Here is a 22,993-nt window from a genome sequence, read left to right on the forward strand (position 1 = left end):
TCCTAAGCTTTAGCTACTAATTTTTCATATTCTGGGCTTGTTTCGCCTAGAACTAGCTTGGTTCCATCTATCTTAAATGGTGGGATATCAAGCGGTCTTGGTGGAGGTCCGTATGTCTGTATGCCATCGACGTTAAATTCGCCGCCATGACAGGCACAGACAAAAATTTGCTTGCTAGACTTGTACTCAGGGATACATCCTAAGTGTGTGCAAAGTCCGATAAGAACTACATATCTCGCATCTCCAACGACAACATCTCTCTTGTCGTTTTTAGCCATATCTGGACTTTTTTTGAGGATAAAAATAGGCTTTTTACGCCACTCAACCTGTCTCATCTCGCCATCTTTGATCGGACTTAGATCGACGGTTGTAAAACCAGCAGCTTTTACGCTAGGGAGCGGATCCCAGGTCTTTTTCATGGCAACTAGTGACATAGCGCCACCCACAGCTGCCACTGCACCAAACGCAAGGCCGATAAAGCTTCGTCTTTCTTGCTTTACTGACATTAATTTCCTTTCTATAAATAAAATTTAAACGATTATACTCTCAAAAAATTAAAAAACTATAATCTCACAATATAGTTTGTAAAAATAAAGTGAATTTAAGCTTTTTTTACACCAAAATTTGAGATAAATTTATCTAAAAATACCTATATATCGTGACTTTAAGCTTTTTATAAAAGAGAAATTTGATTTAATGTCTAAACGTTAAGATAAAAAAATTTTCTATTTTAGAGCTTGTAAAATAGAAAATTTTAATAATAAAATTTATTAAACTTAAAAAATTATAAATAGCAACTACTAAAAACGAGAGACTTTGTTTTAAATTTTAAATGCTAGTTAAACTTTAAAACCATAAAAGGCTTAAATTTAAGCCTTTTTCTCGCTCATCTTTATGTAGATATGTAAGATATCGATCGCTGCTGGCGTGATACCTGAAATTTCACTCGCCGCAAATAGCGTTGGTGGGGCAAATTTCTCAAGCTTTTCGACCACTTCATTACTAAGTCCGCTTATGCTTCTAAAGTTGAAATTTTCAGGGATTTTCACATCCATCATATCTTTCATTTTTTCTATCTGATTTTTTTGCTCGCTGATGTAGTGCTGATACTTGCACTCGGTTAAAATTTGATCCATGCTCGCATCGTCTAAATTTACAAATCTCTCATCAAGCCTTCTTAGTTTCTCAGCCGTGAAGCTCTTGCGTGCGACTATCTTTTGAAGGCTCACGTTTTGGCTGATCGGCTCTTCATCAAGACTTGCTAAAAGTTCTAAATTTGCCTTACTTGGCGTGATTTGAGTCTCGTTTAAAAACTCCAGCCCATCTTTTAAATTTCTTCTTATATTTTCTATCTCGTTAAAAGTCTCATCATCAAGCAGTCCAAGCTCATGCCCATATCCGCCAAGCCTTAAAATGGCATTTTCCTCACGCAAAAGTAAGCGATACTCCGCCCTGCTCGTAAACATCCTATATGGCTCTTTTGTCCCCTTTGTCACAAGGTCATCTATCAAAACGCCAATATACGCCTCATCACGGCGCAATATAAGCGGCTCTTTGTTGTCCAGCGAAAGCGCTGCATTTATACCAGCCATTAGCCCCTGAGCGCCGGCCTCCTCGTATCCAGTCGTGCCGTTTATCTGCCCAGCCAAGTATAGCCCTTTTACTTTTTTAGTCTCAAGGCTGTGTTTTAGCTGTGTTGGCTCGACGTAGTCGTACTCGATAGCGTATCCGTGCCTTACGATTTTGGCGTTTTCAAAGCCCTTTACAGAGCGGAGCATCTGCACTTGCACCTCATAAGGCAGGCTCGTTGAAAAGCCGTTTATGTAGTACTCTGTCGCTTCAAGGGTCTGAGGCTCGATGAAAAGGTGGTGTCTATCGCGGTCGCCAAAGCGGTTTATCTTATCCTCGATACTAGGGCAGTATCTTGGTCCGATACCCTCGATCTGACCTGTAAAAAGTGGTGCTTTGTCAAAATTTGAGCGGATTATCTCATGGGTGGTTTCGTTTGTATAGGCGATGTAGCATGGCAGCTGCGTTGGGGAGAAATTTTTAGTTCTAAAGCTAAACGCAACTGGTTTTGCGTCGCCATCTTGCTTCTCTAAAATTTCAAAATTTATCGTTTTTGCGTCTATCCTTGGGCATGTTCCAGTCTTTAGCCTACCTAAATTTAGCCCAAGCTCCCTTAGGCTAGAGCTTAGATCCTTTGCGCTTAGCTCGCCCACACGGCCAGCTTCAAGTTTGTTAAATCCAACGTGAATTAGCCCGTTTAAAAATGTGCCAGTCGTAATTATCACTTTTTTTGCGTTATAGATGTTATTTAGGTGGGTTTTAACGCCAGTTACCTCGCCATTTTCGCTTAAAATTTCAGTGGCGATCTCTTGAGAAATTTCTAAATTTGGAGTGTTTAAAAGTAAATTTCTCATATAAACTCTATATCTATCCATATCGATCTGAGCGCGGCTACCACGTACTGCTGGGCCTTTGCTCTCATTTAGCACGCGAAACTGGATACCAACAGCGTCAGTTGTAAGCCCCATTTGGCCACCAAGCGCGTCGATCTCTTTTACAAGGTGTCCTTTTGCAAGGCCTCCGATGGCTGGATTACAGCTTGCAGCGCCTATTTGCTCGGCTAATATCGTGATAAGTAAAGTTTTTTTACCCATTCTAGCAGCCGCAAGACTTGCCTCAATGCCTGCATGTCCGCCGCCAACGACGATGATTTCATAGTTCATGATAAATTTTTCCTTGTTTTTTGATAGGCGGATTTTATCAAAAAGCATATAAAATTTAAATTTTTTCAAAGAAATTTCACCATAAATTTATGACTAGAGTTTTTTATTAATGATATTTTAAATATTTTGCTGTTAGATTTACAAAATTTTAAATCCAAAAAGGCTTTATTCATGAGGAATTTATTAAAAGTCACTGGCTTTTTGCCCTACCTTGCGATCGCATTTTTAAACGCAAGCGTCGATCTAGCACACAAAATCACTATCCAAAACGTCCTTTTAAAGACCTACTCAGGCGACACGCTTTTTATCCTAACAGCCGTTATAAATGCGATGATCTTGCTTCCATTTATATTTTTATTTTCGCCTTCAAGCTTTATAAATGACAAATTTGCAAAGACAAAGGTTATTAGAATTTGCGCCGTCTTTGGCGTTGTTATCAGTGTTGCGGTGCTTATTAGCTACCTTTTGGGCGCTTTTGGCGTGGCATTTGCACTCACTCTCATACTAGCTGCTCAAAGCGCGATCTACTCGCCAGCAAAATACGGCATCATCAAAGCCCTCGTCGGCACTGAGCGACTTGGCACAGCAAACGGCGTCATCCAAGCACTCACCATAGTAGCGATACTTGTTAGCTCATTTTTGTTTTCATTTATATTTGAAAATTTATACATCCAAGGCGAAAACTCAGAAGAAATTTTAAAAAGTGTCTATCCTATCGGCATCTTTTTAGTTGTATTTAGCGCGCTTGAAGCATTTTTTGCCTACAAGCTACCTTATATCAGCGAAACGAACGAACAAAGCGGAGAATTTGAGCTTAAAAAATACATCAGCCTTAGCTACTTGAGAGAAAATTTAAAAGAGGTAAGATCAGATAAAAATATCTGGCTAAGCATCGCTGGTCTTAGCATATTTTGGGGTATCTCTCAGATCATCATCGCAGCCTTCCCAGCTCACTACAAGGCAGTTTTTAACGACGACAGCTCTCTAGCAGTGCAGGCAATCCTTGCAGTAAGTGCCATAGGCATAGCATTTGGCTCATACGTGGCTGGCTCTATGTCAAAGCTTCACATCGAGCTTGGTATCGTGCCGATGGGCGCTATTGGTATATTTTTCTCACTTTTATTTTTCGCTTTTGGCTCAAATATCGGCGTAGTGAGCCTTAGCTCATTTGCATTTGGCTTTTTTGGCGGAATTTTCATAGTGCCACTAAATGCGATGATCCAGTACTTTGCTCCGCAAAAGACGACTGGCAAGATAATGGCAGCAAACAACTTCTTGCAAAACGTCTCAATGCTGCTATTTTTGGCTATTGGCATAGGCTTAGTATATTTTGAAATTTCAACCACTGGGCTCTTTGTCTTTACAGCGCTTGTTTGCTTAATCGGCAGTTTTTGCGCCATTTTGCAGCTTCCACACCTTTTTACAAGGCTACTTTTACTGCCATTTTTAAAGACAAAGTACCGCTTTTTCGTTGAAGGGCTTCAAAATTTACCGCAAAGTGGCGGTGCGCTGCTTCTTGGCAATCACATCAGCTGGATCGACTGGCTCGTGCTTCAAGCTGCAAGCCCTAGGGGCATAAGATTTGTCATGTATAGAACGATCTATAACAAATGGTATCTAAAGCAAATTTTTAAATTTTTCAAAGTGATCCCGATAGGCGCAGGGGCTAGCAAAGAGTCGATCGAGCTTGTGCGTGAGTGCCTAAAAAATGGCGAAGTGGTCGCACTTTTCCCAGAGGGGCACATCAGCTACAACGGCCAGATAAATGAGTTTCAAAAGGGCTTTGAGCTTATCATAAGAGATCTAGAAGAAATTTGCATCGTGCCATTTTACCTTCGTGGCCTTTGGGGCTCAAGCTTTTCAAGGGCTAGTAAATTTTACAAAGACCTCACTTCTAAAAACGGCAGACGCGACATCATCGTCGCCTTTGGCAAGCCAATAACTACATTTATAAACGCTGCAAAGATGAAGCAAAAGGTGCTTGAGCTTAGCTTTTCATCGTGGGAGAGCTTTATCTCAAGGCAAAAACCACTAACAAGCGAGTGGCTAAATAACGCAAAAGAGGATAAATTTAAAGAGTGCGTGAGCGATAGTACTGGGCTAAATTTAAGCAACTTGAAATTTATAACCGCCGTTTTAGTCTTTATTAAAATTTTCAAGCGCGAGCTAAAAGATGAGAAAAATATAGGCATCTTGCTACCTAGCTCAAGTATCGCAGCTATCGTCAATATGGCGCTTCTTGCCATGGGCAAAGTGAGCGTAAATTTAAACTACACACTAAATGAGACCTCGCTAAATCACGCCCTAAGAAAGGCAAATATAAACACAGTGATCACCTCTAGCAAATTTCTTGAAAAGCTCGCACTTAAAGGCTTTGATCTAAAAGATGCGATGAGCAGCAAGGCTAAATTTGCAGAAGATCTCTCAGCCAGCGTCTCAAAAAAAGAGAAATTTTTAGCGCTTTTAACGGCATTTTTTGCTCCAACTTGGCTCATCAAGCTTTGCTATTTTAGGCCAGTGAGCTTAGAGGATACGGCTACTATTTTATTTAGTAGCGGCAGCGAAGGCGAGCCAAAAGGCATCGAGCTAAGCCACAAAAATTTACTTGCAAACATTAAGCAAATAAGCGAACTTCTAAATTTCAAAAAAGATGACGTGATCTTAAACCCACTCCCTGTTTTTCACTCATTTGGACTAACAGTCACCACTCTTATGCCGCTTTGCGAGGGCATAAAAATGGTAAGTGTGCCTGACCCAACAGACGGAGCGACTATCGGCAAAATGGCTGCAAGACACAGCGCTAGCATCATCTTTGGCACCTCAACGTTCTTTAGGCTCTACACCAGAAACAAAAAGCTTCATCCACTGATGTTTCAAAGTGCCAGAATGGTCGTAGCTGGGGCTGAAAAGCTAAAACCTGAGATAAAAGACGAGTTTAGGCTCAAATTTGGCATAGAAATTTATGAAGGATATGGCGCGACCGAAACGGCGCCAGTAGCTGCTGTAAATATGCCAAATATCCTAGAAAAAGAGAGCCTAAAAGAGCTTACATTTAATAGACCTGGCAGCGTTGGCATGCCTCTGCCTGGCACTATCATCAAGATAATCGATCCAGAGACGCTTGAAGAGCTAGAAACTGGCACAGACGGCCTCATCGTGATCGGCGGATCGCAGGTGATGAAGGGCTATCTAAACGACGAGGCCAAAACAAGCGAGGTCATCACGCACATTGATGGCGTAAGATACTATAAAACTGGCGATAAAGGCCACATCGATGAAAACGGCTTTGTATTTATCGTAGATAGATACTCAAGATTTGCCAAGATAGGCGGCGAGATGATAAGCCTTGGAAGCGTCGAAGAAGAGCTTACAAAGGTGCTTGGGGGAGACGTAGTCTTTAGCAGTGCAAACGTGCCAGATAGCAAAAAGGGTGAAGCGATCGCACTTTTAGTAAAAAGTGGCACAGAGCCTGAAAATATAGAGCAAATTTTAAAAGAGAGCAACTTAGCTCCGATAATGATGCCAAGCTATATATTTATCGTTGATGATATCCCAACGCTTGCAAGCGGCAAGGTTGATTTTAAGGGCGTTAAAGCTCTAGCGGTCTCACTTTTAGCGGAGTGAGGCGCCGCTCTTTTATTTTTGTGATAAAATAGCGCCAAAATATCACATAGGTTGCAGTTGCGACTGACATTTGCATAAATCTTAAAAAATTTTCTTTTTTTGCAAATTCCATTATTGATTTTATTTTTCTTAATAAGGAGTTTTGTATGAAATTTTCTAGTGCTTTTAAATTTGGTGCAACCTTCGTAGTTACCTGCTTGCTCTCTTTAAATTCTGCCTTGGCAAATTCTTACGAGCAGATCAAGAAAGATGGCGTCATAAGGATAGCGACCGAGGGTGTTTATTCGCCATTTTCATTTCACAATGAAAAAGATGAGTTAATGGGCTATGACGTGGAGATAGCAAGAGCTGTGGCTGAAAAACTAGGCGTAAAGCCAAAATTTATCGAAGCTTCATGGGATGCGATGCTTGCGGCATTTGATGCTGGCAAGGCTGACGTGGTATTTAACCAAGTTAGCATAACCGATGAGCGAAAGAAAAAGTATGACTACAGCGTGCCATATATGCTCTCTTACTCAGCCATCGTCGTGCATAAAGACAATAACGACATCAAAAGCTTTGCTGATCTAAAAGGCAAAAGAAGCGTGCATTCAGTAAATAGCATGTGGATACCAACCGTTGAAAAGTATGGCGCCAAGCTAGTTGTGGCCGATAGTTTGAGCGATCAGATAAATTTGATCATCACAAAAAGAGCAGATGATACGATAGATGATGCGGTGATGTTTTATGACTACATCAAACAACATCCAAATGCCCCTATAAAGATCATCGAAGCTGGTGATGAGCCTATGTATACGGCTGCGATTGTTAAAAAAGGTAACAAAGAGCTACTAAATAAGATAAATAATGCCCTAAATGAGCTTAGCAAAGAAGGAGTTTTAAGCGAAATTTCGCTTAAATACTTCGGCAAAGACATTTCTAAATAAGGAGAATCAATGAATTTTAAGCCCATTTTTGGCTTTATCGCAGGTGCTTTTTTAGCTTTAAATTTAAATGCTTCAACTATCAAAAAAGGCGAGCTCATAGTTGCAACTGAAGGCACTTACTCACCTTACTCATTTTATGACGAAAAGGGCGAGCTAGTAGGTTATGACGTAGATATCGCAAAAGCTGTTGCAAAGAAGCTAAATTTAAAGATAGAATTTCTAACAGCCCCATGGGATGCGATGTTAGCGGCATTTGACGCTGGCAAAGCAGACGTTGTGTTTAATCAAGTTAGCATAAACGAAGATAGAAAGAAAAAGTATGATATGAGCGTGCCTTACACCATGCCATATCCAGTAATAGTCGTGCATAAAGATAATAACGACATCAAAAGTTTTGCTGATCTAAAGGGCAAAAAAAGTGTGCACTCTGCAACTAGCAACTGGGCAGCGATAGCTGAGAAAAACGGCGCAACAGTGGTCGTGGCTGATGGCTTTAGCAAAGGCGTGGAGCTTATCATCTCAAAAAGAGCTGACGATACGATAAATGACAACGTCACATTTTTTGACTACATCAAACAACGCCCAAATGCACCGCTAAAGATCGCATATACTAGCAATGAGCCGTTGCCAACAGCTGCACTTCTTAAAAAAGGCAACACCGAGCTACTAGAAGCGATAAACAAAGCGCTTGATGAGCTAAAAGCCGAAGGCAAGATAAGCGAAATTTCGATGAAATATTTTGGGAAAGATATTTCAAAATAAAGGATCAAAATGAAATTTACAAATTTATTAAAAGTAGTAGCAGTGCTTGCAATGGCTCTAAATTTGCAAGCAAAAACTATAAAAGATGGCGTGCTAACAGTAGCAACAGAAGGCACTTACGCGCCTTTTACATTTTATAATGACAAAAATGAGCTAGTAGGATACGACGTAGATATCGCAAGAGCTGTAGCGCAAAAGCTAAATTTAAAAGTTGAGTTTCTAACAGCTCCATGGGACGCGATGCTAGCGGCATTTGATGCTGGCAAAGCAGACGTTGTGTTTAACCAAGTAAGCATAACTGATGAGAGAAAGAAAAAGTATGCTTTTTCAATGCCTTATACTGTGACATTTGGCGCTATCATCACTAGAAAAGATAATAACGACATAAAAAGCTTTGCTGATCTAAAAGGCAAAAAAGATGCCGACTCAGCAACTAGCAACTGGGCGAAAGTAGCCGTAAAATACGGTGCTGAGCACGTCGTAACAGACAGTTTTGCTAAAAGCATGGAGCTTCTTATATCAAGACGTGTAGATGCTGTTGTAAGAGATAACATCGTATTTTACGACTTCATAAAAGAGCGTCCAAATGCACCTGTAAAGATAGCTGCCTCACTTGATGAGAAAGACTACACAGCAGCAGCTGTTAAGAAAGACAACGCCGAGCTTGCAGAGCAAATTTCAAATGCTTTAAATGAGCTTTCAAAAGAGGGCAAACTAGAAGCTATCTCTAAAAGCTACTTTGGCAAAGACGTCTCAAAATAAATTTATAAACCAACAAGGCAAAAATGGAAAATTTAGATAGAGTGATCGAGCTTGTTTCAAGCTCGACGCTACCGATGATCATCGCACTTTTAAAAGTGACGATCCCACTTACTTTGCTCTCGTTTTCGCTAGGGCTTGTCATCGCAATTATCACAGCAGTAGCGAGGCTTTCAAATATAAAAATTTTAAAATTTATATTTGCCACCTACGTTTGGATATTTCGTGGCACACCGCTTCTTGTGCAGCTTTTCATCGTATTTTACGGGCTTCCTAGCATCGGTGTCACGCTTGATACTTGGAGTGCGGCCACTATCGCATTTAGCCTAAACGTGGGCGCTTATGCGTCTGAGTCTGTAAGGGCTGCCATACTTTCTGTGCCAAAAGGTCAGTGGGAGGCAGCCACATCGCTTGGCATGACACACTATCAAATTTTAAAGCGCATCATCGCACCTCAAGCAGTGAGGATCTCGCTCCCTCCGCTTTCAAACACATTTATAGGCCTTGTTAAAGACACTTCACTAGCAGCTTCTATAACGATGGTAGATATGTTTATGGTCGCTCAAAGGATCGCAGCAAGGACCTTTGAGCCACTCATCCTCTACATCCTAGCAGCGCTCATCTATCTAGTGGTTTGCACACTTTTAACCTATCTTCAATCAAGGCTTGAAAAAGCTGTCTCAAGGTATGTCTAATGGCTATAAATTTTAAAAATATAAGCAAATCTTACGGCGATCATTTGGTGCTAGATAACATAAATACAAGCTTCAAAGAGGGGCAAACGACTGTGATCGTTGGCTCATCTGGTTGTGGCAAATCAACACTTCTTAGATGCATAAATTTACTTGAGATCCCGCAAAGTGGCACTTTAGAGGTAGATGACAGGAGTGTAAATTTTAAAGAGAAGCTTAGCTCAAAAGAGCTTTTAGAAATTCGTAAAAAAACAGGCATGGTCTTTCAAAGCTTTAACCTCTTCCCGCACCTAACAGCGCTTCAAAATGTCACCGAAGCTCCGATCTACGTTCAAAAAAAGGATAAAAACGAAGCGATAAAAGAGGCAAAAGAGCTTTTAGCTAAAGTTGGACTTAGCCATAAAGAAGACACCTATCCAAACAGGCTCTCAGGCGGACAAGCACAGCGCGTAGCCATAGCTAGAGCGCTAGCTGTAAATCCATACTTTTTGCTACTTGACGAGCCTACAAGTGCGCTTGATCCGGAACTTGAGGCTGAAGTTTTAAAGGTCATCTTATCTCTTGCAAAAGAGAAAAAATCTATGATCATCGTCACTCATAATATGAATTTTGCTAGAAAGATAGCTGATAGAATTTTGTTTTTAGATAAAGGTGTGATCGCCTTTGATGGCTTGGTAGATGAGTTTTTTAACAGCCAAAATGAGAGGATAAAAAGCTTCATCTCGGCTATGGATATATAAATTTAGCTAGAATATCTAGCTAAATTAATTACGCAAAGTATGGTTTTATCTGCTCGATCCAAGCTGAAATTCTACCCTCAGTTTTGTCGCTCTGGTTATCAGCATCAAGTGCTAGACCTACAAATTTACCATTTCTTACGGCATCAGAACCATCAAATGTATATCCATCAGTGCTAACTTCGCCAACTACTTTTGCACCTGCTTTTACGACCTCATCGTAAAGCTTTGCCATGCCATTACAGTACTCATCAGAGTAGCTCTCGCTATCGCCCATGCCAAAAACTGCGACCGTTTTACCGCTTAAATTTAACGCTTTAAAATCAAACGCATCCCAGTCATCTTGAAGATCGCCGCTACCCCAAGTCGATGTGCCAAGGATGAGCTTATCAAAACCATTTAGCTTCGGTGCATCCACGTCAGAGACGTTTAAAAGCTCGTTTTCAAGTCCCAAGCCCTCGCTTATAAGTTTTGCTGCATCTTCGGTATTTCCCATGCTGCTTCCATAAACTATACCTATCATTTCTATCCTTTTTAAAAAATTTTACTAATAATCGTATAAGGCACGAGCTTTATGCACCCTCTTGCAAAGCAGTGCCTAACCTCAACGTGCCGCCTAAATTCCTCATTTCTAGGGCAAACGATATAGACCATCTCGCACTCGTGACCAAGCGCGCAAACGGCTGCATCGATGTCGTCGTTTAAATTTCTCATATCATCAAAGCTCACTTTTTTAAAGCTTGGCATGACGCTGAGTAAATTTTTGCCATCTTTTTTGACCGAGATGACACCGCCATTTAGCACGACCTCTTTGTCCTGATGGCGGAGGCGTATTTTATCATAAACAAACTGGCAAAACATCTGCGCCGCGTCAATGAAAAACTCAAATTCCCCGCTTCTATAAAGCATCTTTATCATCTTTGCAGCTGCCATCTTTGGCTCTTTTGCTACAAATCTTTGCCCTTTAAAATCATTTTTCAAATAAGCATTTATAACGACGTTTGAAGGTATGCAAAAGCTATCAACTGGTTTGAAATTTAAAAATTTATCACGCAGTAAGAAATTTATCCTAGCCTCAAAAATGTCTTTGAAATTTAGAAATTTAGCGTAAGAAAGCGGGATCTTTAGTTCGTTTTCAACGCCAACATTATAAAGTGCGATAAAAATTTTCGCACGCGAAAGCTTGTCAAGCTTTGCAAAAATACTTGGAGTTATTTCGCCAATATCTAATAAAAACCCGAACTTCATCGATTATTCTTTGCATCCAAATTCCTTATCTAGGCCAAAGACCTTACAATACTCGCAAAATACGCAACTAACGCTTCTTTTCGCACAAACGATAGGGATATTTCTCTTTTTTGCTTGAGTTTTAATGGTCTTCATCGTGTTGTGATTTAAAAAGCTAGTTAGCATCACCACGCACTCGGTGTCTTGCGGGATCGGCTTGCGATTTACGCGGTTTTCATTTCTAGCGTCCCAGTGCTCTATCTTCTCAGCCCCCAAATCATGCAAAACAGCCTTAATAGGCGTGATCTCATCTGCTCCGATAACTAAAACTGACATAACAAGCTCCTAATTTTTATTTGTTTTTCTGATAACGATTATAAAAAAGCTTAGCTAAAATTATTCTTAGTTATGATATTTATTATCACTTATTTGTAGAAATTTGTAACGTTTTTGGTTGTTTAAAGAGGCTAAATTTACTCAGCCTTTTTAAATTTAGCCGCCGCAACAAGAAAGATGACAAGCCCAACCACTGCAAAAAGGCTACCAACGTTGCCGATATTTTGCTCGCCAAGGCGGACTATCGTCTGATGTCCGATGAGCGCGCCAGCTCCTATGCCGATATTATAAATAGCTGAGTATATCGCCATCGCAGCGTCCGTGGCGTTTGAGGCTAAGCTTAGCACCTTTATCTGAAAGCTCATATTTATCCCAGCTATGCCAAGCCCCCAGATAAAGGCAAGCACAAGCATCAAAGTCTCATTTGTAGCGATCAAATTTAACGCAAGCAAGCAGGCTAAAATGATCGCTATTGAGATAGCTGTAAAAGCATTTGGTATGAGCTTATAAAATTTAGAGAAAAGCGCGCTTGCTACGATACCAGCGACGCCAAACAAAAGCAAAAATATAGTGATAAATTTACCATCAAAGCCACTAATATCTTTAGCAAACGGCTCGATGTAGCTATAGGTGCTAAAATGCGCGCTGATAACGATAGCAGTTAGCAAAAATATCACCATCAAAAAGCCATTTCTTGCTAACTCTGGCAAACTCTTTAGCGAGCCTGAGTTTTTGCTAGGCAAAAGTGGCAAAATTTTATATAGCCAAGCGCCAACGCCCACAGCAAATATCCCTATCAGCCCAAATGTGACACGCCAGCCCAAGCTATCGCCTAAAATCCTACCAAGCGGCAAGCCAAGTATCATCGCCATCGATGTTCCAAGAGCCAGCAGTCCAAGGGCTTGCGAGCTTTTATTGATAGGGGCAACTCTAACAGCAAGCGAGGCGGTGATCGACCAAAATATGGCGTGTGAGATGGCTATTAGCACACGAGCTATGACTAAAACCGTGAAATTCCAAGCGACCGCGCAAAGTGCGTGAGAAGCGACAAAGATGATAAAAACCTTTAAAAGTAGCGACCTTCTCTCTAAATTTGCAGTTAAAAGCATAAATGGTAGCGAGAGTATCGTCACACTCCACGCATATATCGTAATGATGAGCCCAGTATCAGCCGTACTCATGCCAAAATCCTTTGCTATGTCGCTTAAAAGCGGCACTGGCACGAACTCAGTTGTATTAAATATAAAAGCTGCAAAAGCTAGCGCGATAACCCTTAGATAGGCTATTTTATGAATATTTATCAAAATTTTATCCTTTTTACTTTGCCTCTACAATATTAAAATTTGACTTACATCTTAGTTATTTATAAATTTTAATTTTTTAATGATAGAGATTAATGACAAATTTTGGATTATTTCCTTATAATAAAGCCATTTTTAAGATAATTTTAAGGCGGAAATATGTCAAAAATAATGAAAACTATGGACGGAAACGAGGCCGCAGCTTACGCATCGTACGCATTTACCGAAGTAGCTGGAATTTACCCTATCACTCCTAGCTCGCCTATGGCTGACTACACTGACCTTTGGGCAGCGCAGGGCAAGAAAAATTTATTTGGTATGCCAGTAAAAGTAGTCGAGATGCAAAGCGAGGGCGGAGCAGCTGGCACGGTGCATGGCTCGCTACAAGTTGGTGCGCTAACTACGACCTACACAGCTTCTCAAGGCCTACTTTTAAAAATTCCAAATATGTATAAGATCGCAGGACAGCTCCTACCTGGCGTCATCCACGTCTCAGCTCGCTCGCTCGCGGCACAGGCTCTTTCAATATTTGGCGACCACCAAGACATATATGCCTGTCGCCAAACCGGCTTTGCTATGCTAGCAAGCGGCTCAGTGCAAGAGGTGATGGATATCGCTGGCGTAGCGCATTTAGCAGCGATTAAGGGCAGAGTGCCATTTTTACACTTCTTTGACGGCTTTAGAACGAGCCATGAAATTCAAAAGGTCGAGGTGCTTGACTACGCGCACTTTGACAGGCTTCTTGACCGCGAGGCGCTACAGAAATTTAGAGACAATGCACTAAATCCAGAGAGCCCAAAAACAAGAGGCACAGCGCAAAATGATGATATCTACTTTCAAACAAGAGAGCTAAGCAACCGCTTCTATGACGCAGTGCCAGATATCGTAGCAGAGTATCTAGCTGAAATTTCAAAGATCACCGGCCGTGACTACAAGCCATTTAACTACTACGGCGACCCTGAGGCTACGCGCGTCATCGTAGCTATGGGCTCAGTGACGCAGACCCTTGAAGAGGTCGTTGATTATCTAAACGCAAAAGGCGAAAAGGTGGGCATCATCAATGTGCATTTGTACCGCCCATTTAGCACGAAGTATCTCTTTGACGTGATGCCAAAGAGCGTGAAAAAAATAGCCGTCCTTGACCGTACAAAAGAGCCTGGCAGTCTTGGTGAGCCGCTATATCTTGATATAAAAGCTGCATTTTACGGCCAAAAGGACGCTCCAGTGATCGTTGGCGGCAGATACGGCCTAAGCTCAAAGGACGTCGATCCTGCGCAAATGCTAGCTGTATTTGAAAATTTAAGCCAAAGCGAGCCAAAAGATGGCTTTACAGTTGGTATCGTTGATGACGTAACTTTTACGTCGCTACCGACTGGAGAGAAAATTTCACTAAGCGATGAGAGCGTTAAAGAGTGCTTATTTTACGGTCTTGGCGCTGATGGTACCGTGGGCGCAAACAAAAATTCTATTAAGATCATCGGCGATAAGACTGATCTTTACGCGCAGGCATATTTTGCCTACGATAGTAAAAAATCAGGCGGTTACACGCGCTCGCATCTTCGCTTTGGCAAAAAGCCTATCCGCTCTACCTATCTCGTCTCAAACCCGCACTTTGTAGCATGCTCAGTCGCAGCATATCTTGAAATTTACGACGTCATTGATGGCATCAGAGAAAACGGCACATTTTTACTAAACTCTATCTGGGACACAGAGCAGACGATCGCCAAACTGCCAAATAAAGTTAAGAAAATTTTAGCTAGCAAAAATATAAATTTCTACATCATAAACGCAACAAAGCTAGCACACGACATCGGCCTTAAAAACCGCACAAACACCATAATGCAGTCGGCATTTTTCAAGCTTGCAGACATCATACCATTTGAAGATGCGCAAAAATATATGAAAGAGTACGCGCACAAAGCCTACGCTAAAAAAGGCGAGGCGATCGTGCAGATGAACTACAACGCTATCGACGTTGGCGCAAACGGCCTCATAAAAGTGCCAGTCGATCCTGCGTGGGCAAATTTAGCAAATGATGATCAAAAAGATGAAAAATATATTGGCAACAGCTTCATCGAAAACGTCGTAAAACCGATAAATGCGGCTCGCGGTGACAGCCTGCCAGTCTCAGCTTTCATAGGCTACGAAGACGGCCACTTTGAAGCTGGCACGACGGCTTACGAGAAGCGCGGCGTTGGCGTCATGGTGCCAAAATGGATCGAGCAAAACTGCATCCAGTGCAACCAGTGCGCATTTGTCTGCCCGCACGCTGTCATCAGGCCATTTTTGATAGACGAAAACGAGCTTAGCGCAGCCCCAGATGGCGTAAAAGAGCACAACCTAGAGGCAAAAGGCAAAGAGGTCAAGGGACTAAAATATAAAATCCAAGTAAGCCCGCTAGACTGCACCGGCTGCGAGCTATGCGCGCAAAACTGCCCAAGCAAAGAAAAATCGCTCGTCATGGTGCCGCTTGAAGAAGAGTTAGGCAAAAACGAGCAAGAAAATGCTGATTATCTATTTAAAAAGGTCGCTTATAAAGACGATCTCATGAACAAAGAGAGCGTTAAGGGCGTTGGCTTTGCTAAGCCGCTCTTTGAATTCCACGGCGCTTGCCCAGGATGTGGCGAAACTCCGTATATCACGCTTATAACAAGGCTCTTTGGCGAGCGCATGATCGTTGCAAACGCAACTGGTTGTAGCTCGATATATGGCGGCTCAGCTCCATCTACTCCATACACCACAAATGACGAAGGCAAAGGCGTTGCGTGGGCAAACTCGCTATTTGAAGATAATGCAGAATTTGGCATGGGTATGAACGTAGCGATGGAGACTATGCGCCACCGCATCGAAGATATAATGAGAAACAACATAGATAGCGTGCCAAACGCACTTTCAGCGCTTTACAACGACTGGATAAATTTCAAAAATGATGGCGTTAAAACTCAAGAGATCACGAAAAATTTATTGCCTATTTTAGAGCAAAATTTAAGCGCGCCAGGCGTTAAAGAAATTTTAGAGCTTAAGAAATTTCTCGTCAAAAAGTCGCAATGGATCATCGGCGGCGACGGCTGGGCGTATGACATCGGCTTTGGCGGACTTGACCACGTGCTAGCAAGCGGCGAGAACGTAAATGCGCTAGTGCTTGACACCGAAGTTTATTCAAACACTGGCGGCCAAAGCTCAAAATCAAGCCGCGCAGGCTCGATAGCGCAATTTACAGCTAGCGGCAAGCCAGCTCAGAAAAAGGACCTTGGCTACATCGCGATGACTTACGGCAACATTTTCGTAGCGCAGATCAACTCAAACGCGAGCCAAGCAAACGTGATAAAAGCGATCGCAGCGGCCGAAGCGTATGATGGCCCAAGCCTCATCATCGCCTACTCTCCGTGCATCGCTCACGGCATCAAAGGTGGCTTGTCGCAGTCTGGTGGCCAAGGCGAACTCGCCACAAAATGCGGATACTGGCCGACATACCTATACGATCCGCGCCTTTTAAAAGAGGGACAAAATCCGCTCAAAATCACATCAAAAGAGCCTGATTGGTCGCTTTATGAAGAGTTTTTGCTAAATGAGGTTCGCTACAACTCGCTTAAGAAGACCAACCCTGAGCACGCAGACGAGCTACTAGCTAAAAATAAAGCCGACGCGCAAAGACGCTACCGCCAGCTAAAACGCCTAAGCCTAGCCGACTTTAGCGACGAAATCAATTAAATTTTAGGTGCTTTGCACCTAAAATTTACTCTAGCAGTTAGAATATATCTTGCTTGAAATTTTTTTAAATTTAATATTGCATATCTCATCAAAGACAAAATGACGCTCATTAAGATCGTCCATCATATATGAAAAATAAAATTTCTTCTCCGCAAAAGCCACTTCACTGGCTATGATCTCTCCAAGAGCGCTATCATCTATATGAAAATTTTTAAAAATGACGCTTAGCTCGCAGTAGCCATTTTGCAAGTCTCCGATATAAAATTTAACCCTAGCGCCGCTTTTCATAAAGGCAAAAGATACTATCTTTGCGTCACTAAAATTTAGATCTACAAAAATTCTCTCAAGCATCTTTAGCTCGCCATAAAAAGACCTTATATATGAGCCATAATCCTCTATCCTCTTTTCAAACTTATCATCGTCCAGATCGCCATTTACCCAGCTCTTATCGAAAAACCTCATCTTGCGCCAAGGCACTGCGGCTCCTTAAATTTAACTTCTAAAGCAAATTTTATATATCATTATCTAAAATTATTCATAAATTTAAAAGGCAAAAATATGAGCCAAACGCACCCTTTTAAGCCCATTTTTGATAAAAACTCTAAAATTTTGATCCTAGGCTCATTTCCCTCTGTCATCTCTCGTAAATTTGGCTTTTATTATACAAATCCGCAAAACCGCTTTTGGCGTGTGTTGGCTAGGATTTTAAATGCTGATGTGCCAGAAAGCACGGATGAAAAGATAAAATTTCTACTCTCTCACCACATCGCGATATATGATGCTGCGATATCATGCGAGATAGAGGGCTCAAGCGACGCTAAGATGAGCCAGATCGTGCCTGCAAATTTAAAGCCGATATTTAAAGAGGCAAAGATCACACAAGTCTATGCAAATGGCGGCAAGGCTTACGAAATTTGCAAAAAATACTTAGAGGGCGAGATCATAAAAGCGACAAAAAATGAAGTTATAAAACTACCATCAACCAGCCCTGCAAATGCTAAATTTAGCCTTGAAAGGCTTACAAATGAGTGGACGGTGATAGCTAGAACGCTAAAGTAGATCAAAAAGACAAAGCCCAAGCTCGTCTTTCTTTGCAAAATTCCTTGCCAGATAATATAACCCAGTCTAAAACTCTCTCTGGTTTGTCGTCTTTGTTGGTTAGATAGCCGTAGTGACATCCTTTTGGTCTTTCAAATTCGTATATATACCTATCTTCGTTATAAACACTTTTATTGTTTTGTGCAAGTAAAATATTTGGATTTCCGATATTAGCCGTCAATGTTTCTTTAAACACCTCATAGCTTGGCTCGCCTATATAGCAGCCATCAAATCCGATTATAGTGACTGCAAATAATATAAAATTTCTAAATTTCATATATTTTTCCATAAGTCGTTAGTCTTATCTACATCCACATCCCTACTCCTGGTGTTTCTTTGCAATACTCTTTTCCAGACAATATAACCCACCCTACAACCTTCTCAATCTTGTCATTTCTATTTGTGAGATAACCATAAACACATCTTGGATCTTCGCCATTAAATTTATAGATATATCTATTGTCATCGTATATTTCCCTACGCTCACTGTGATATTTTGGGATATTTTGGTTATTCCACTCATAAAGCTCGCCATCTCTTTTGTATTTAAAAATCTCGTAAGTTGCGGTTTTAAAGTAACAACCACTGTATCCAACCAGAGTGATTATAAATAATATAAAATTTCTAAATTTCATCTGTTCTCTTTCACTTTGTTATAACATCCTCTCGATCGCTATTGCTTTCCTATCTCTTTAACTTTCGCTTTTTATTTCTAGATTTTGACCTAAACAGCGGCTCGTTCTTTGGTTTTGATCTTGTTTCATAGTGTGTGTTATAGCATTTTAGTAGCTCTTGTCCGCACTTTTCACATGTGGTTTCACCTATATTATAAAATTTCATGCAGTCAGGGCACCACATGCCCTCTAGCCTTTGCACGACTGGCGGCTCTTTTCTAAAAGCCATCCAAAAACCATAAATGCTTAACAGTAAAAATCCAAGTGCTGGTAGTAAGTATAAATAACCAGCATCGTCAAATTTAAAAAACTTCTCACCTACTTTTACATTTTTGTTAGCTAGCATAGAGATACAGTAAAGTAAGCACATAAATCCTATAAAAAAGCCACCTATGCGATTAAACATATTTTCTACTTTCTAGCATTATTTTTCAAATTTTCTTTACGCCTTTTTGATCGAGACATTCTAAAGAATTTGGGTTTGGCTCTGGTGGTGTTGTCATAATTCATTGACATTGCTTTTACTTCCTTATAGATAGTCAGAACAAGAACCGCTCCAGCTAGAAAAAGTGAAAAATTTGCTACATATAACAATGTCCCATAGCTATAATTAATATACAAAAAACAAAACACACAAAAAATAGCAGATACAAAAATAGAAGATATTATTGTGTTTTTATTAAAGTACTCAATAGATCCATGCTTAATAAAACAACACAGATCAAACACAATCATGCTCAAAAAAATGCTAAAAGAAGCTAGACCAACCACATCAAACAACACCAAATATAATAGTGGCGATCCACTTTTTATTGTTATTTCAATTAAGCCATTTATGAAAACATCCCAAAATCTACCCAACCAAACTTCCTTTTTTCGACCAAACTGATCGGCAAGTATAAACTCTGCTCTACTTCTTATCTTGGCAATATCGCCTAAATTTTAAATGAATTTATATGAAATTTGCATGGTTGATAAGATGACGCTATTTTTTAGATGCTTTTTTACCGTGCTTGTCGTTAAATTTAGTTAGTGACTTGCCACAATCTGGGCACCAAGAGACATCTTTGCTGACTTTAATGACTTTGCCACAGCTATTACACCATTTGTCTTCAAATTCTTTCTTGATATTTTTAAATTTAATAGACCTATATCCAAGCCAAAAAAATAATATGGCGCCCGCTAATGCCGTCACACCAGAAAGCAAGTAGAAATCTCCCATCAAAGAGTAGTCGGTACTATCATATGCTCTTGCTATTTTCTTGCTAGTAAAAATTTGAATAGCAGTTATTAAAAGTCCAATAGATATAAAGAAATTACTCATTTTTCATTGCCTTTAAGCCAACAAGGGTCAAATTTACAGTTCCTCAACTACTTTTTTAACTCCCTATATATAAAAAGCAAGCCAAGCATCGCCATGACCAATCCGACTGGTATATTTAGACCATAAGGGATAACATCTCCTTTTGGCAGACCAAAAATATTTATCGGTGGAGTTGGATCTATGAGTATAGACAGCCCTCCGGCAAAAATAATAAAACCTATTAAATAGTTCATTTGTTTCACACTTTTTGCACAAAACGCCCATTTGTTAGACGGTGCTGCTTATTATTTTTATTTACTATCATATCCATTCTCTAAATTTCTCCCTATGGCTTTTTAATCCAGAAATTCTAAAGAATTTAGGTTTAGCTTTGTTGATGTCATTTGGATTTTTGCATTCAACTCTTGCTTAAATTTAACAGATTTAAACGTTGTTTTATCCAAAACGCCAACTTTTATGTTTATCCTCTTGTTGCATTGTAAAGCAGCCAAAATACAAAAACTAAAAAAGAGTGGATTAAAGCGACTCCACCTCTTTTTATTTCCATTTTTTGTATATATTCTTTTTTAATATCGCTCTTTTTTATACCATTTTTTATTATAAAACATACATTGGCAAATATTAGCAATACAGCCATGGCATCAATATAGTGTTCTCCAAAGAGAAGTTTTAGGATTATTATGCAAATAGCACCTACTATAAAAAATGCTATTGATCCAAAAAATACAATCCAATTCTTTTTCATTGCTTCTCTGCTTTTTTAGCTTTATCTTTTTTGCTTTCTACACTATCTGCAATAGCTTGTCCGATTGTAGTAAGAAAATTTGTTCCTGCTTCAGCTGCGGTCTGTAAATCCCCATCACCAACTTTTATAGTTTTACCAAAATTTCCTGCTATATTGCCGAATGCACCAAAAGCTCCACCTAAAAATAATTTACTAAACACTCTATCTTTATCCACATCTTTTGACCTATCTTTAAGTTGAGAGTATAGCTCAGTAGATGAGTTAGCAAAAGCGCCTCTGCCTATTGCTAATAGTAAATTACCAGCACCTATTACCATATCTGTACCAAATTTGCCTTATAAATTTATTTTCTTAAGTATATTAATAATATCCATAAGATAGACTCGATAACTGCATAGAATAAAGCTACGCTACCATACTTTATCTCCATGTGTTTAATGTTATCGCTAGTGAGATCACTTTTTTTGATACCGTTTTTTGCTATAAAAAATAAAGATACGCATATACACATAGCATATATCGCATCTATATAATAAATTTCTCCGAAAAAGTATTTTAATATATGCAAAAAGCCATTTAGAACAAGACCGAATATTATAGCGACAACAAGTGTAAAAAATAGTTTTTTAAAGAATTTCTTCATTTTTGTCTTTTGTCATTTTTGCTTTTTATACTATCGGCTACTACTTGACCCGTTCCTGCAACAAGATACTATACCAACTTTTATGTTTATCTCATTGTGGCATTGTAAAGAAGCCAAAATACAAAAACTAAAAAAGAGTGAATTAAAGCGATACCGCCTCTTTTTATTTCCATTTTTTGTATATATTCTTTTTTAAAATCGCTCTTTTTTATACCGTTTTTAATCATAAAACACACATTGGCAAATATTAGCAACACAGCCATGGCATCAATATAGTGTTCTCCAAAGAAGTAAACTAATATTCTTAAGCAGATAAGCAAAAATGCCACACCAGCAATTATTATTAAAAATTGAAGAAAACCATTTTTCATTTTTTATCGTCTTTGTTGTTTTTACTATCCTTACTATTCATACTATCGGCTGCTGCCTGAGCTATTCCAGTAAATATACTTGCCACAGCTTCAGCTGCGGTCTGCAAATCCCCATTGCCAACTTTTATGGTTTTGCCGCCTGCTCCCGCAATGCTACCAAACAGTCCATAAAATCCACCAGCAAAACCTTTTCCGACCACTCTCTCTGCGTCTACATCTTTTGATCTATCTTTAAGCTGAGAATATAGTTCTGTAGATGAGTTAACAAAGGCGCCTCTACCTATTGCTGATAGTAAATTACCAGCACCTATTACCATATATGTACCAAATTTGCCTTGTAAATTTATTTTCTTAAGTATATTAATAATATCCATAAGATAGACTCGATAACTGCGTAGAATAAAGCTACGCTACCGTACTTTATCTCCATGTGTTTAATGTTATCGCTAGTGAGATCACTTTTTTTGATACCGTTTTTTGCTATAAAAAATAAAGATACGCATATACACATAGCATATATCGCATCTATATAATAAATTTCTCCGAAAAAGTATTTTAATATATGCAAAAAGCCATTTAGAACAAGACCGAATATTATAGCGACAACAAGTGTAAAAAATAGTTTTTTAAAGAATTTCTTCATTTTTGTCTTTTGTCATTTTTGCTTTTTATACTATCGGCTACTACTTGACCCGTTCCTGCAACAAGATACTATACCAACTTTTATGTTTATCCCCTTGTGGCATTGTAACCAACCCACATTATAAATACAAATATAGCCTGCACCAAAGAGACGCCACCTATTGTGACGTCCATTGTTTTAAAATTCTTTTTCCGAAAGTCACTCTTTTTTATGCCGTTTTTAATTATGTAATATATATTGGTCAAGATTATTCCAGCAAAAATAACGTCACCGTAGTATTCTCCAAAGAGAAGTTTTAGGATTACTATAAAGCCGAGACATAATATGCTACCAAAAAAAATAATTAGAAATTTTTTCATTTTTTGTTATCTTTTTTATCTTTGTCATTTTTGCTTTTTATACTATCGGCTACTGCTTGACCCGTTCCTGTAACAACTGATACTATACTTTCAGCCTCAGTCTGCAAATTTCCATCACCAACTTTTATGGTTTTACCAAAATTTCCTGCTATATTGCCGAATGCACCAAAAGCTCCACCTAAAAATAATTTACTAAACACTCTATCTTTATCCACATCTTTTGATCTATCTTTAAGTTGAGAGTATAGTTCTGTAGATGAGTTAACAAAAGCGCCTCTACCTATTGCCGAGAATAAACCGCTAGCAGCTCCACCATATGCTCCGCCTAA

Annotated in this window: 26 protein-coding genes; 8 read left to right on the top strand and 18 right to left on the bottom strand. The window is 39.7% G+C overall.

The features are described 5' to 3' along the window. Positions 1 to 2: 2 nt before the first annotated feature. On the bottom strand, positions 3 to 506 hold the full coding sequence (petA, locus tag CVT14_RS02880) for a ubiquinol-cytochrome c reductase iron-sulfur subunit (RefSeq protein ID WP_103567972.1): 504 nt from the start codon (positions 504 to 506) through the stop codon (positions 3 to 5). 363 nt (positions 507 to 869) lie between these two features. Continuing rightward, a complete protein-coding gene (gene mnmG / locus CVT14_RS02885) occupies positions 870 to 2,732 on the bottom strand; it encodes a tRNA uridine-5-carboxymethylaminomethyl(34) synthesis enzyme MnmG (RefSeq protein WP_107849656.1) in 1,863 nt (620 codons plus the stop codon). 171 nt (positions 2,733 to 2,903) lie between these two features. Between mnmG and CVT14_RS02890 the strand changes: the two genes are divergently transcribed. The 6 genes from CVT14_RS02890 to CVT14_RS02915 all read left to right on the top strand — a co-directional run bounded on the left by CVT14_RS02890 (position 2,904) and on the right by CVT14_RS02915 (position 10,235). After that, positions 2,904 to 6,356 (top strand): acyl-[ACP]--phospholipid O-acyltransferase, encoded by a 3,453-nt coding sequence (locus CVT14_RS02890; RefSeq protein WP_107849646.1) that lies wholly within the window; start codon positions 2,904 to 2,906, stop codon positions 6,354 to 6,356. A 146-nt stretch (positions 6,357 to 6,502) separates the two neighbouring features. Further along, positions 6,503 to 7,282 (top strand): amino acid ABC transporter substrate-binding protein, encoded by a 780-nt coding sequence (locus tag CVT14_RS02895; protein WP_107849647.1) that lies wholly within the window; start codon positions 6,503 to 6,505, stop codon positions 7,280 to 7,282. Positions 7,283 to 7,291: 9 nt separating this feature from the next. Beyond that, positions 7,292 to 8,044, top strand: a complete 753-nt coding sequence (locus tag CVT14_RS02900) for an amino acid ABC transporter substrate-binding protein (protein ID WP_107849648.1) — start codon at positions 7,292 to 7,294, stop codon at positions 8,042 to 8,044. Between the two features lie 9 nt (positions 8,045 to 8,053). Next, positions 8,054 to 8,806, top strand: a complete 753-nt coding sequence (locus CVT14_RS02905) for an amino acid ABC transporter substrate-binding protein (RefSeq protein ID WP_107849649.1) — start codon at positions 8,054 to 8,056, stop codon at positions 8,804 to 8,806. A gap of 23 nt (positions 8,807 to 8,829) precedes the next feature. Next, a complete protein-coding gene (locus tag CVT14_RS02910; RefSeq protein WP_021089366.1) occupies positions 8,830 to 9,498 on the top strand; it encodes an amino acid ABC transporter permease in 669 nt (222 codons plus the stop codon). Continuing rightward, positions 9,498 to 10,235, top strand: coding sequence for an amino acid ABC transporter ATP-binding protein (locus CVT14_RS02915; RefSeq protein ID WP_021089416.1), 738 nt, complete (start codon positions 9,498 to 9,500; stop codon positions 10,233 to 10,235). The genes CVT14_RS02910 and CVT14_RS02915 overlap by 1 nt, the downstream gene beginning before the upstream one ends. A gap of 28 nt (positions 10,236 to 10,263) precedes the next feature. Here CVT14_RS02915 and fldA read toward each other — a convergent pair whose 3' ends face one another. The 4 genes from fldA to CVT14_RS02935 form a co-directional block, all read right to left on the bottom strand. Further along, positions 10,264 to 10,755 carry a flavodoxin FldA gene (gene fldA / locus CVT14_RS02920; protein ID WP_021089424.1) on the bottom strand — a complete coding sequence of 164 codons (492 nt, stop codon included), beginning with the start codon at positions 10,753 to 10,755 and terminating at the stop codon, positions 10,264 to 10,266. 11 nt (positions 10,756 to 10,766) lie between these two features. Beyond that, positions 10,767 to 11,480 (bottom strand): UDP-N-acetylmuramate--alanine ligase, encoded by a 714-nt coding sequence (locus CVT14_RS02925; RefSeq protein ID WP_107849650.1) that lies wholly within the window; start codon positions 11,478 to 11,480, stop codon positions 10,767 to 10,769. A gap of 3 nt (positions 11,481 to 11,483) precedes the next feature. Continuing rightward, on the bottom strand, positions 11,484 to 11,795 hold the full coding sequence (locus CVT14_RS02930; RefSeq protein ID WP_002939277.1) for a DUF2325 domain-containing protein: 312 nt from the start codon (positions 11,793 to 11,795) through the stop codon (positions 11,484 to 11,486). Between the two features lie 137 nt (positions 11,796 to 11,932). Next, positions 11,933 to 13,099, bottom strand: coding sequence for a sugar transporter (locus CVT14_RS02935; protein ID WP_107849651.1), 1,167 nt, complete (start codon positions 13,097 to 13,099; stop codon positions 11,933 to 11,935). 156 nt (positions 13,100 to 13,255) lie between these two features. On the opposite strand from CVT14_RS02935, the gene nifJ reads away from it, so the two are divergent. Next, positions 13,256 to 16,807: a pyruvate:ferredoxin (flavodoxin) oxidoreductase gene (gene nifJ / locus CVT14_RS02940; RefSeq protein ID WP_107849652.1), complete on the top strand. Its 3,552-nt coding sequence runs from the start codon at positions 13,256 to 13,258 to the stop codon at positions 16,805 to 16,807. 30 nt (positions 16,808 to 16,837) lie between these two features. On the opposite strand, the gene CVT14_RS02945 is transcribed toward nifJ, so the two are convergent. Continuing rightward, complete coding sequence (locus CVT14_RS02945) at positions 16,838 to 17,269, bottom strand: hypothetical protein (protein WP_187153564.1); 432 nt, start codon at positions 17,267 to 17,269, stop codon at positions 16,838 to 16,840. 96 nt (positions 17,270 to 17,365) lie between these two features. Between CVT14_RS02945 and CVT14_RS02950 the strand changes: the two genes are divergently transcribed. Further along, positions 17,366 to 17,866, top strand: coding sequence for a DNA-deoxyinosine glycosylase (locus CVT14_RS02950; RefSeq protein WP_021089364.1), 501 nt, complete (start codon positions 17,366 to 17,368; stop codon positions 17,864 to 17,866). Between the two features lies 1 nt (position 17,867). On the opposite strand, the gene CVT14_RS02955 is transcribed toward CVT14_RS02950, so the two are convergent. The 11 genes from CVT14_RS02955 to CVT14_RS03020 form a co-directional block, all read right to left on the bottom strand. Continuing rightward, positions 17,868 to 18,182: a hypothetical protein gene (locus CVT14_RS02955; RefSeq protein WP_107849653.1), complete on the bottom strand. Its 315-nt coding sequence runs from the start codon at positions 18,180 to 18,182 to the stop codon at positions 17,868 to 17,870. A gap of 28 nt (positions 18,183 to 18,210) precedes the next feature. Beyond that, positions 18,211 to 18,540, bottom strand: a complete 330-nt coding sequence (locus CVT14_RS02960; protein WP_035170014.1) for a hypothetical protein — start codon at positions 18,538 to 18,540, stop codon at positions 18,211 to 18,213. 49 nt (positions 18,541 to 18,589) lie between these two features. Further along, complete coding sequence (locus CVT14_RS02965) at positions 18,590 to 18,985, bottom strand: hypothetical protein (RefSeq protein WP_021089406.1); 396 nt, start codon at positions 18,983 to 18,985, stop codon at positions 18,590 to 18,592. 5 nt (positions 18,986 to 18,990) lie between these two features. Continuing rightward, the gene (locus CVT14_RS02970; protein ID WP_035170012.1) at positions 18,991 to 19,440 is read right to left on the bottom strand and encodes a hypothetical protein; all 450 of its coding nucleotides are present in this window, start codon (positions 19,438 to 19,440) and stop codon (positions 18,991 to 18,993) included. Between the two features lie 124 nt (positions 19,441 to 19,564). Beyond that, positions 19,565 to 19,903, bottom strand: coding sequence for a DUF2614 family zinc ribbon-containing protein (locus tag CVT14_RS02975; protein WP_021089417.1), 339 nt, complete (start codon positions 19,901 to 19,903; stop codon positions 19,565 to 19,567). A 47-nt stretch (positions 19,904 to 19,950) separates the two neighbouring features. Continuing rightward, positions 19,951 to 20,136 carry a hypothetical protein gene (locus tag CVT14_RS02980; protein ID WP_035170010.1) on the bottom strand — a complete coding sequence of 62 codons (186 nt, stop codon included), beginning with the start codon at positions 20,134 to 20,136 and terminating at the stop codon, positions 19,951 to 19,953. A 227-nt stretch (positions 20,137 to 20,363) separates the two neighbouring features. Continuing rightward, positions 20,364 to 20,648 carry a hypothetical protein gene (locus CVT14_RS02985; protein WP_021089410.1) on the bottom strand — a complete coding sequence of 95 codons (285 nt, stop codon included), beginning with the start codon at positions 20,646 to 20,648 and terminating at the stop codon, positions 20,364 to 20,366. Continuing rightward, a complete protein-coding gene (locus CVT14_RS02990; RefSeq protein WP_021089362.1) occupies positions 20,645 to 20,965 on the bottom strand; it encodes a hypothetical protein in 321 nt (106 codons plus the stop codon). The genes CVT14_RS02985 and CVT14_RS02990 overlap by 4 nt, the downstream gene beginning before the upstream one ends. 412 nt (positions 20,966 to 21,377) lie before the next feature. Further along, entirely contained in the window at positions 21,378 to 21,662 is a 285-nt protein-coding gene (locus tag CVT14_RS03000; protein ID WP_103633710.1) for a hypothetical protein, read from the bottom strand. Beyond that, a complete protein-coding gene (locus CVT14_RS03005) occupies positions 21,659 to 22,036 on the bottom strand; it encodes a hypothetical protein (RefSeq protein WP_107849654.1) in 378 nt (125 codons plus the stop codon). The genes CVT14_RS03000 and CVT14_RS03005 overlap by 4 nt, the downstream gene beginning before the upstream one ends. A gap of 624 nt (positions 22,037 to 22,660) precedes the next feature. Beyond that, a partial coding sequence (locus CVT14_RS03020; RefSeq protein WP_159071744.1) for a hypothetical protein occupies positions 22,661 to 22,993 on the bottom strand: 333 nt, incomplete at its 5' end.

This window comes from Campylobacter concisus (assembly GCF_003048445.1).
In the GTDB taxonomy this organism is placed as follows: Bacteria; Campylobacterota; Campylobacteria; order Campylobacterales; family Campylobacteraceae; genus Campylobacter_A; species Campylobacter_A concisus_BF.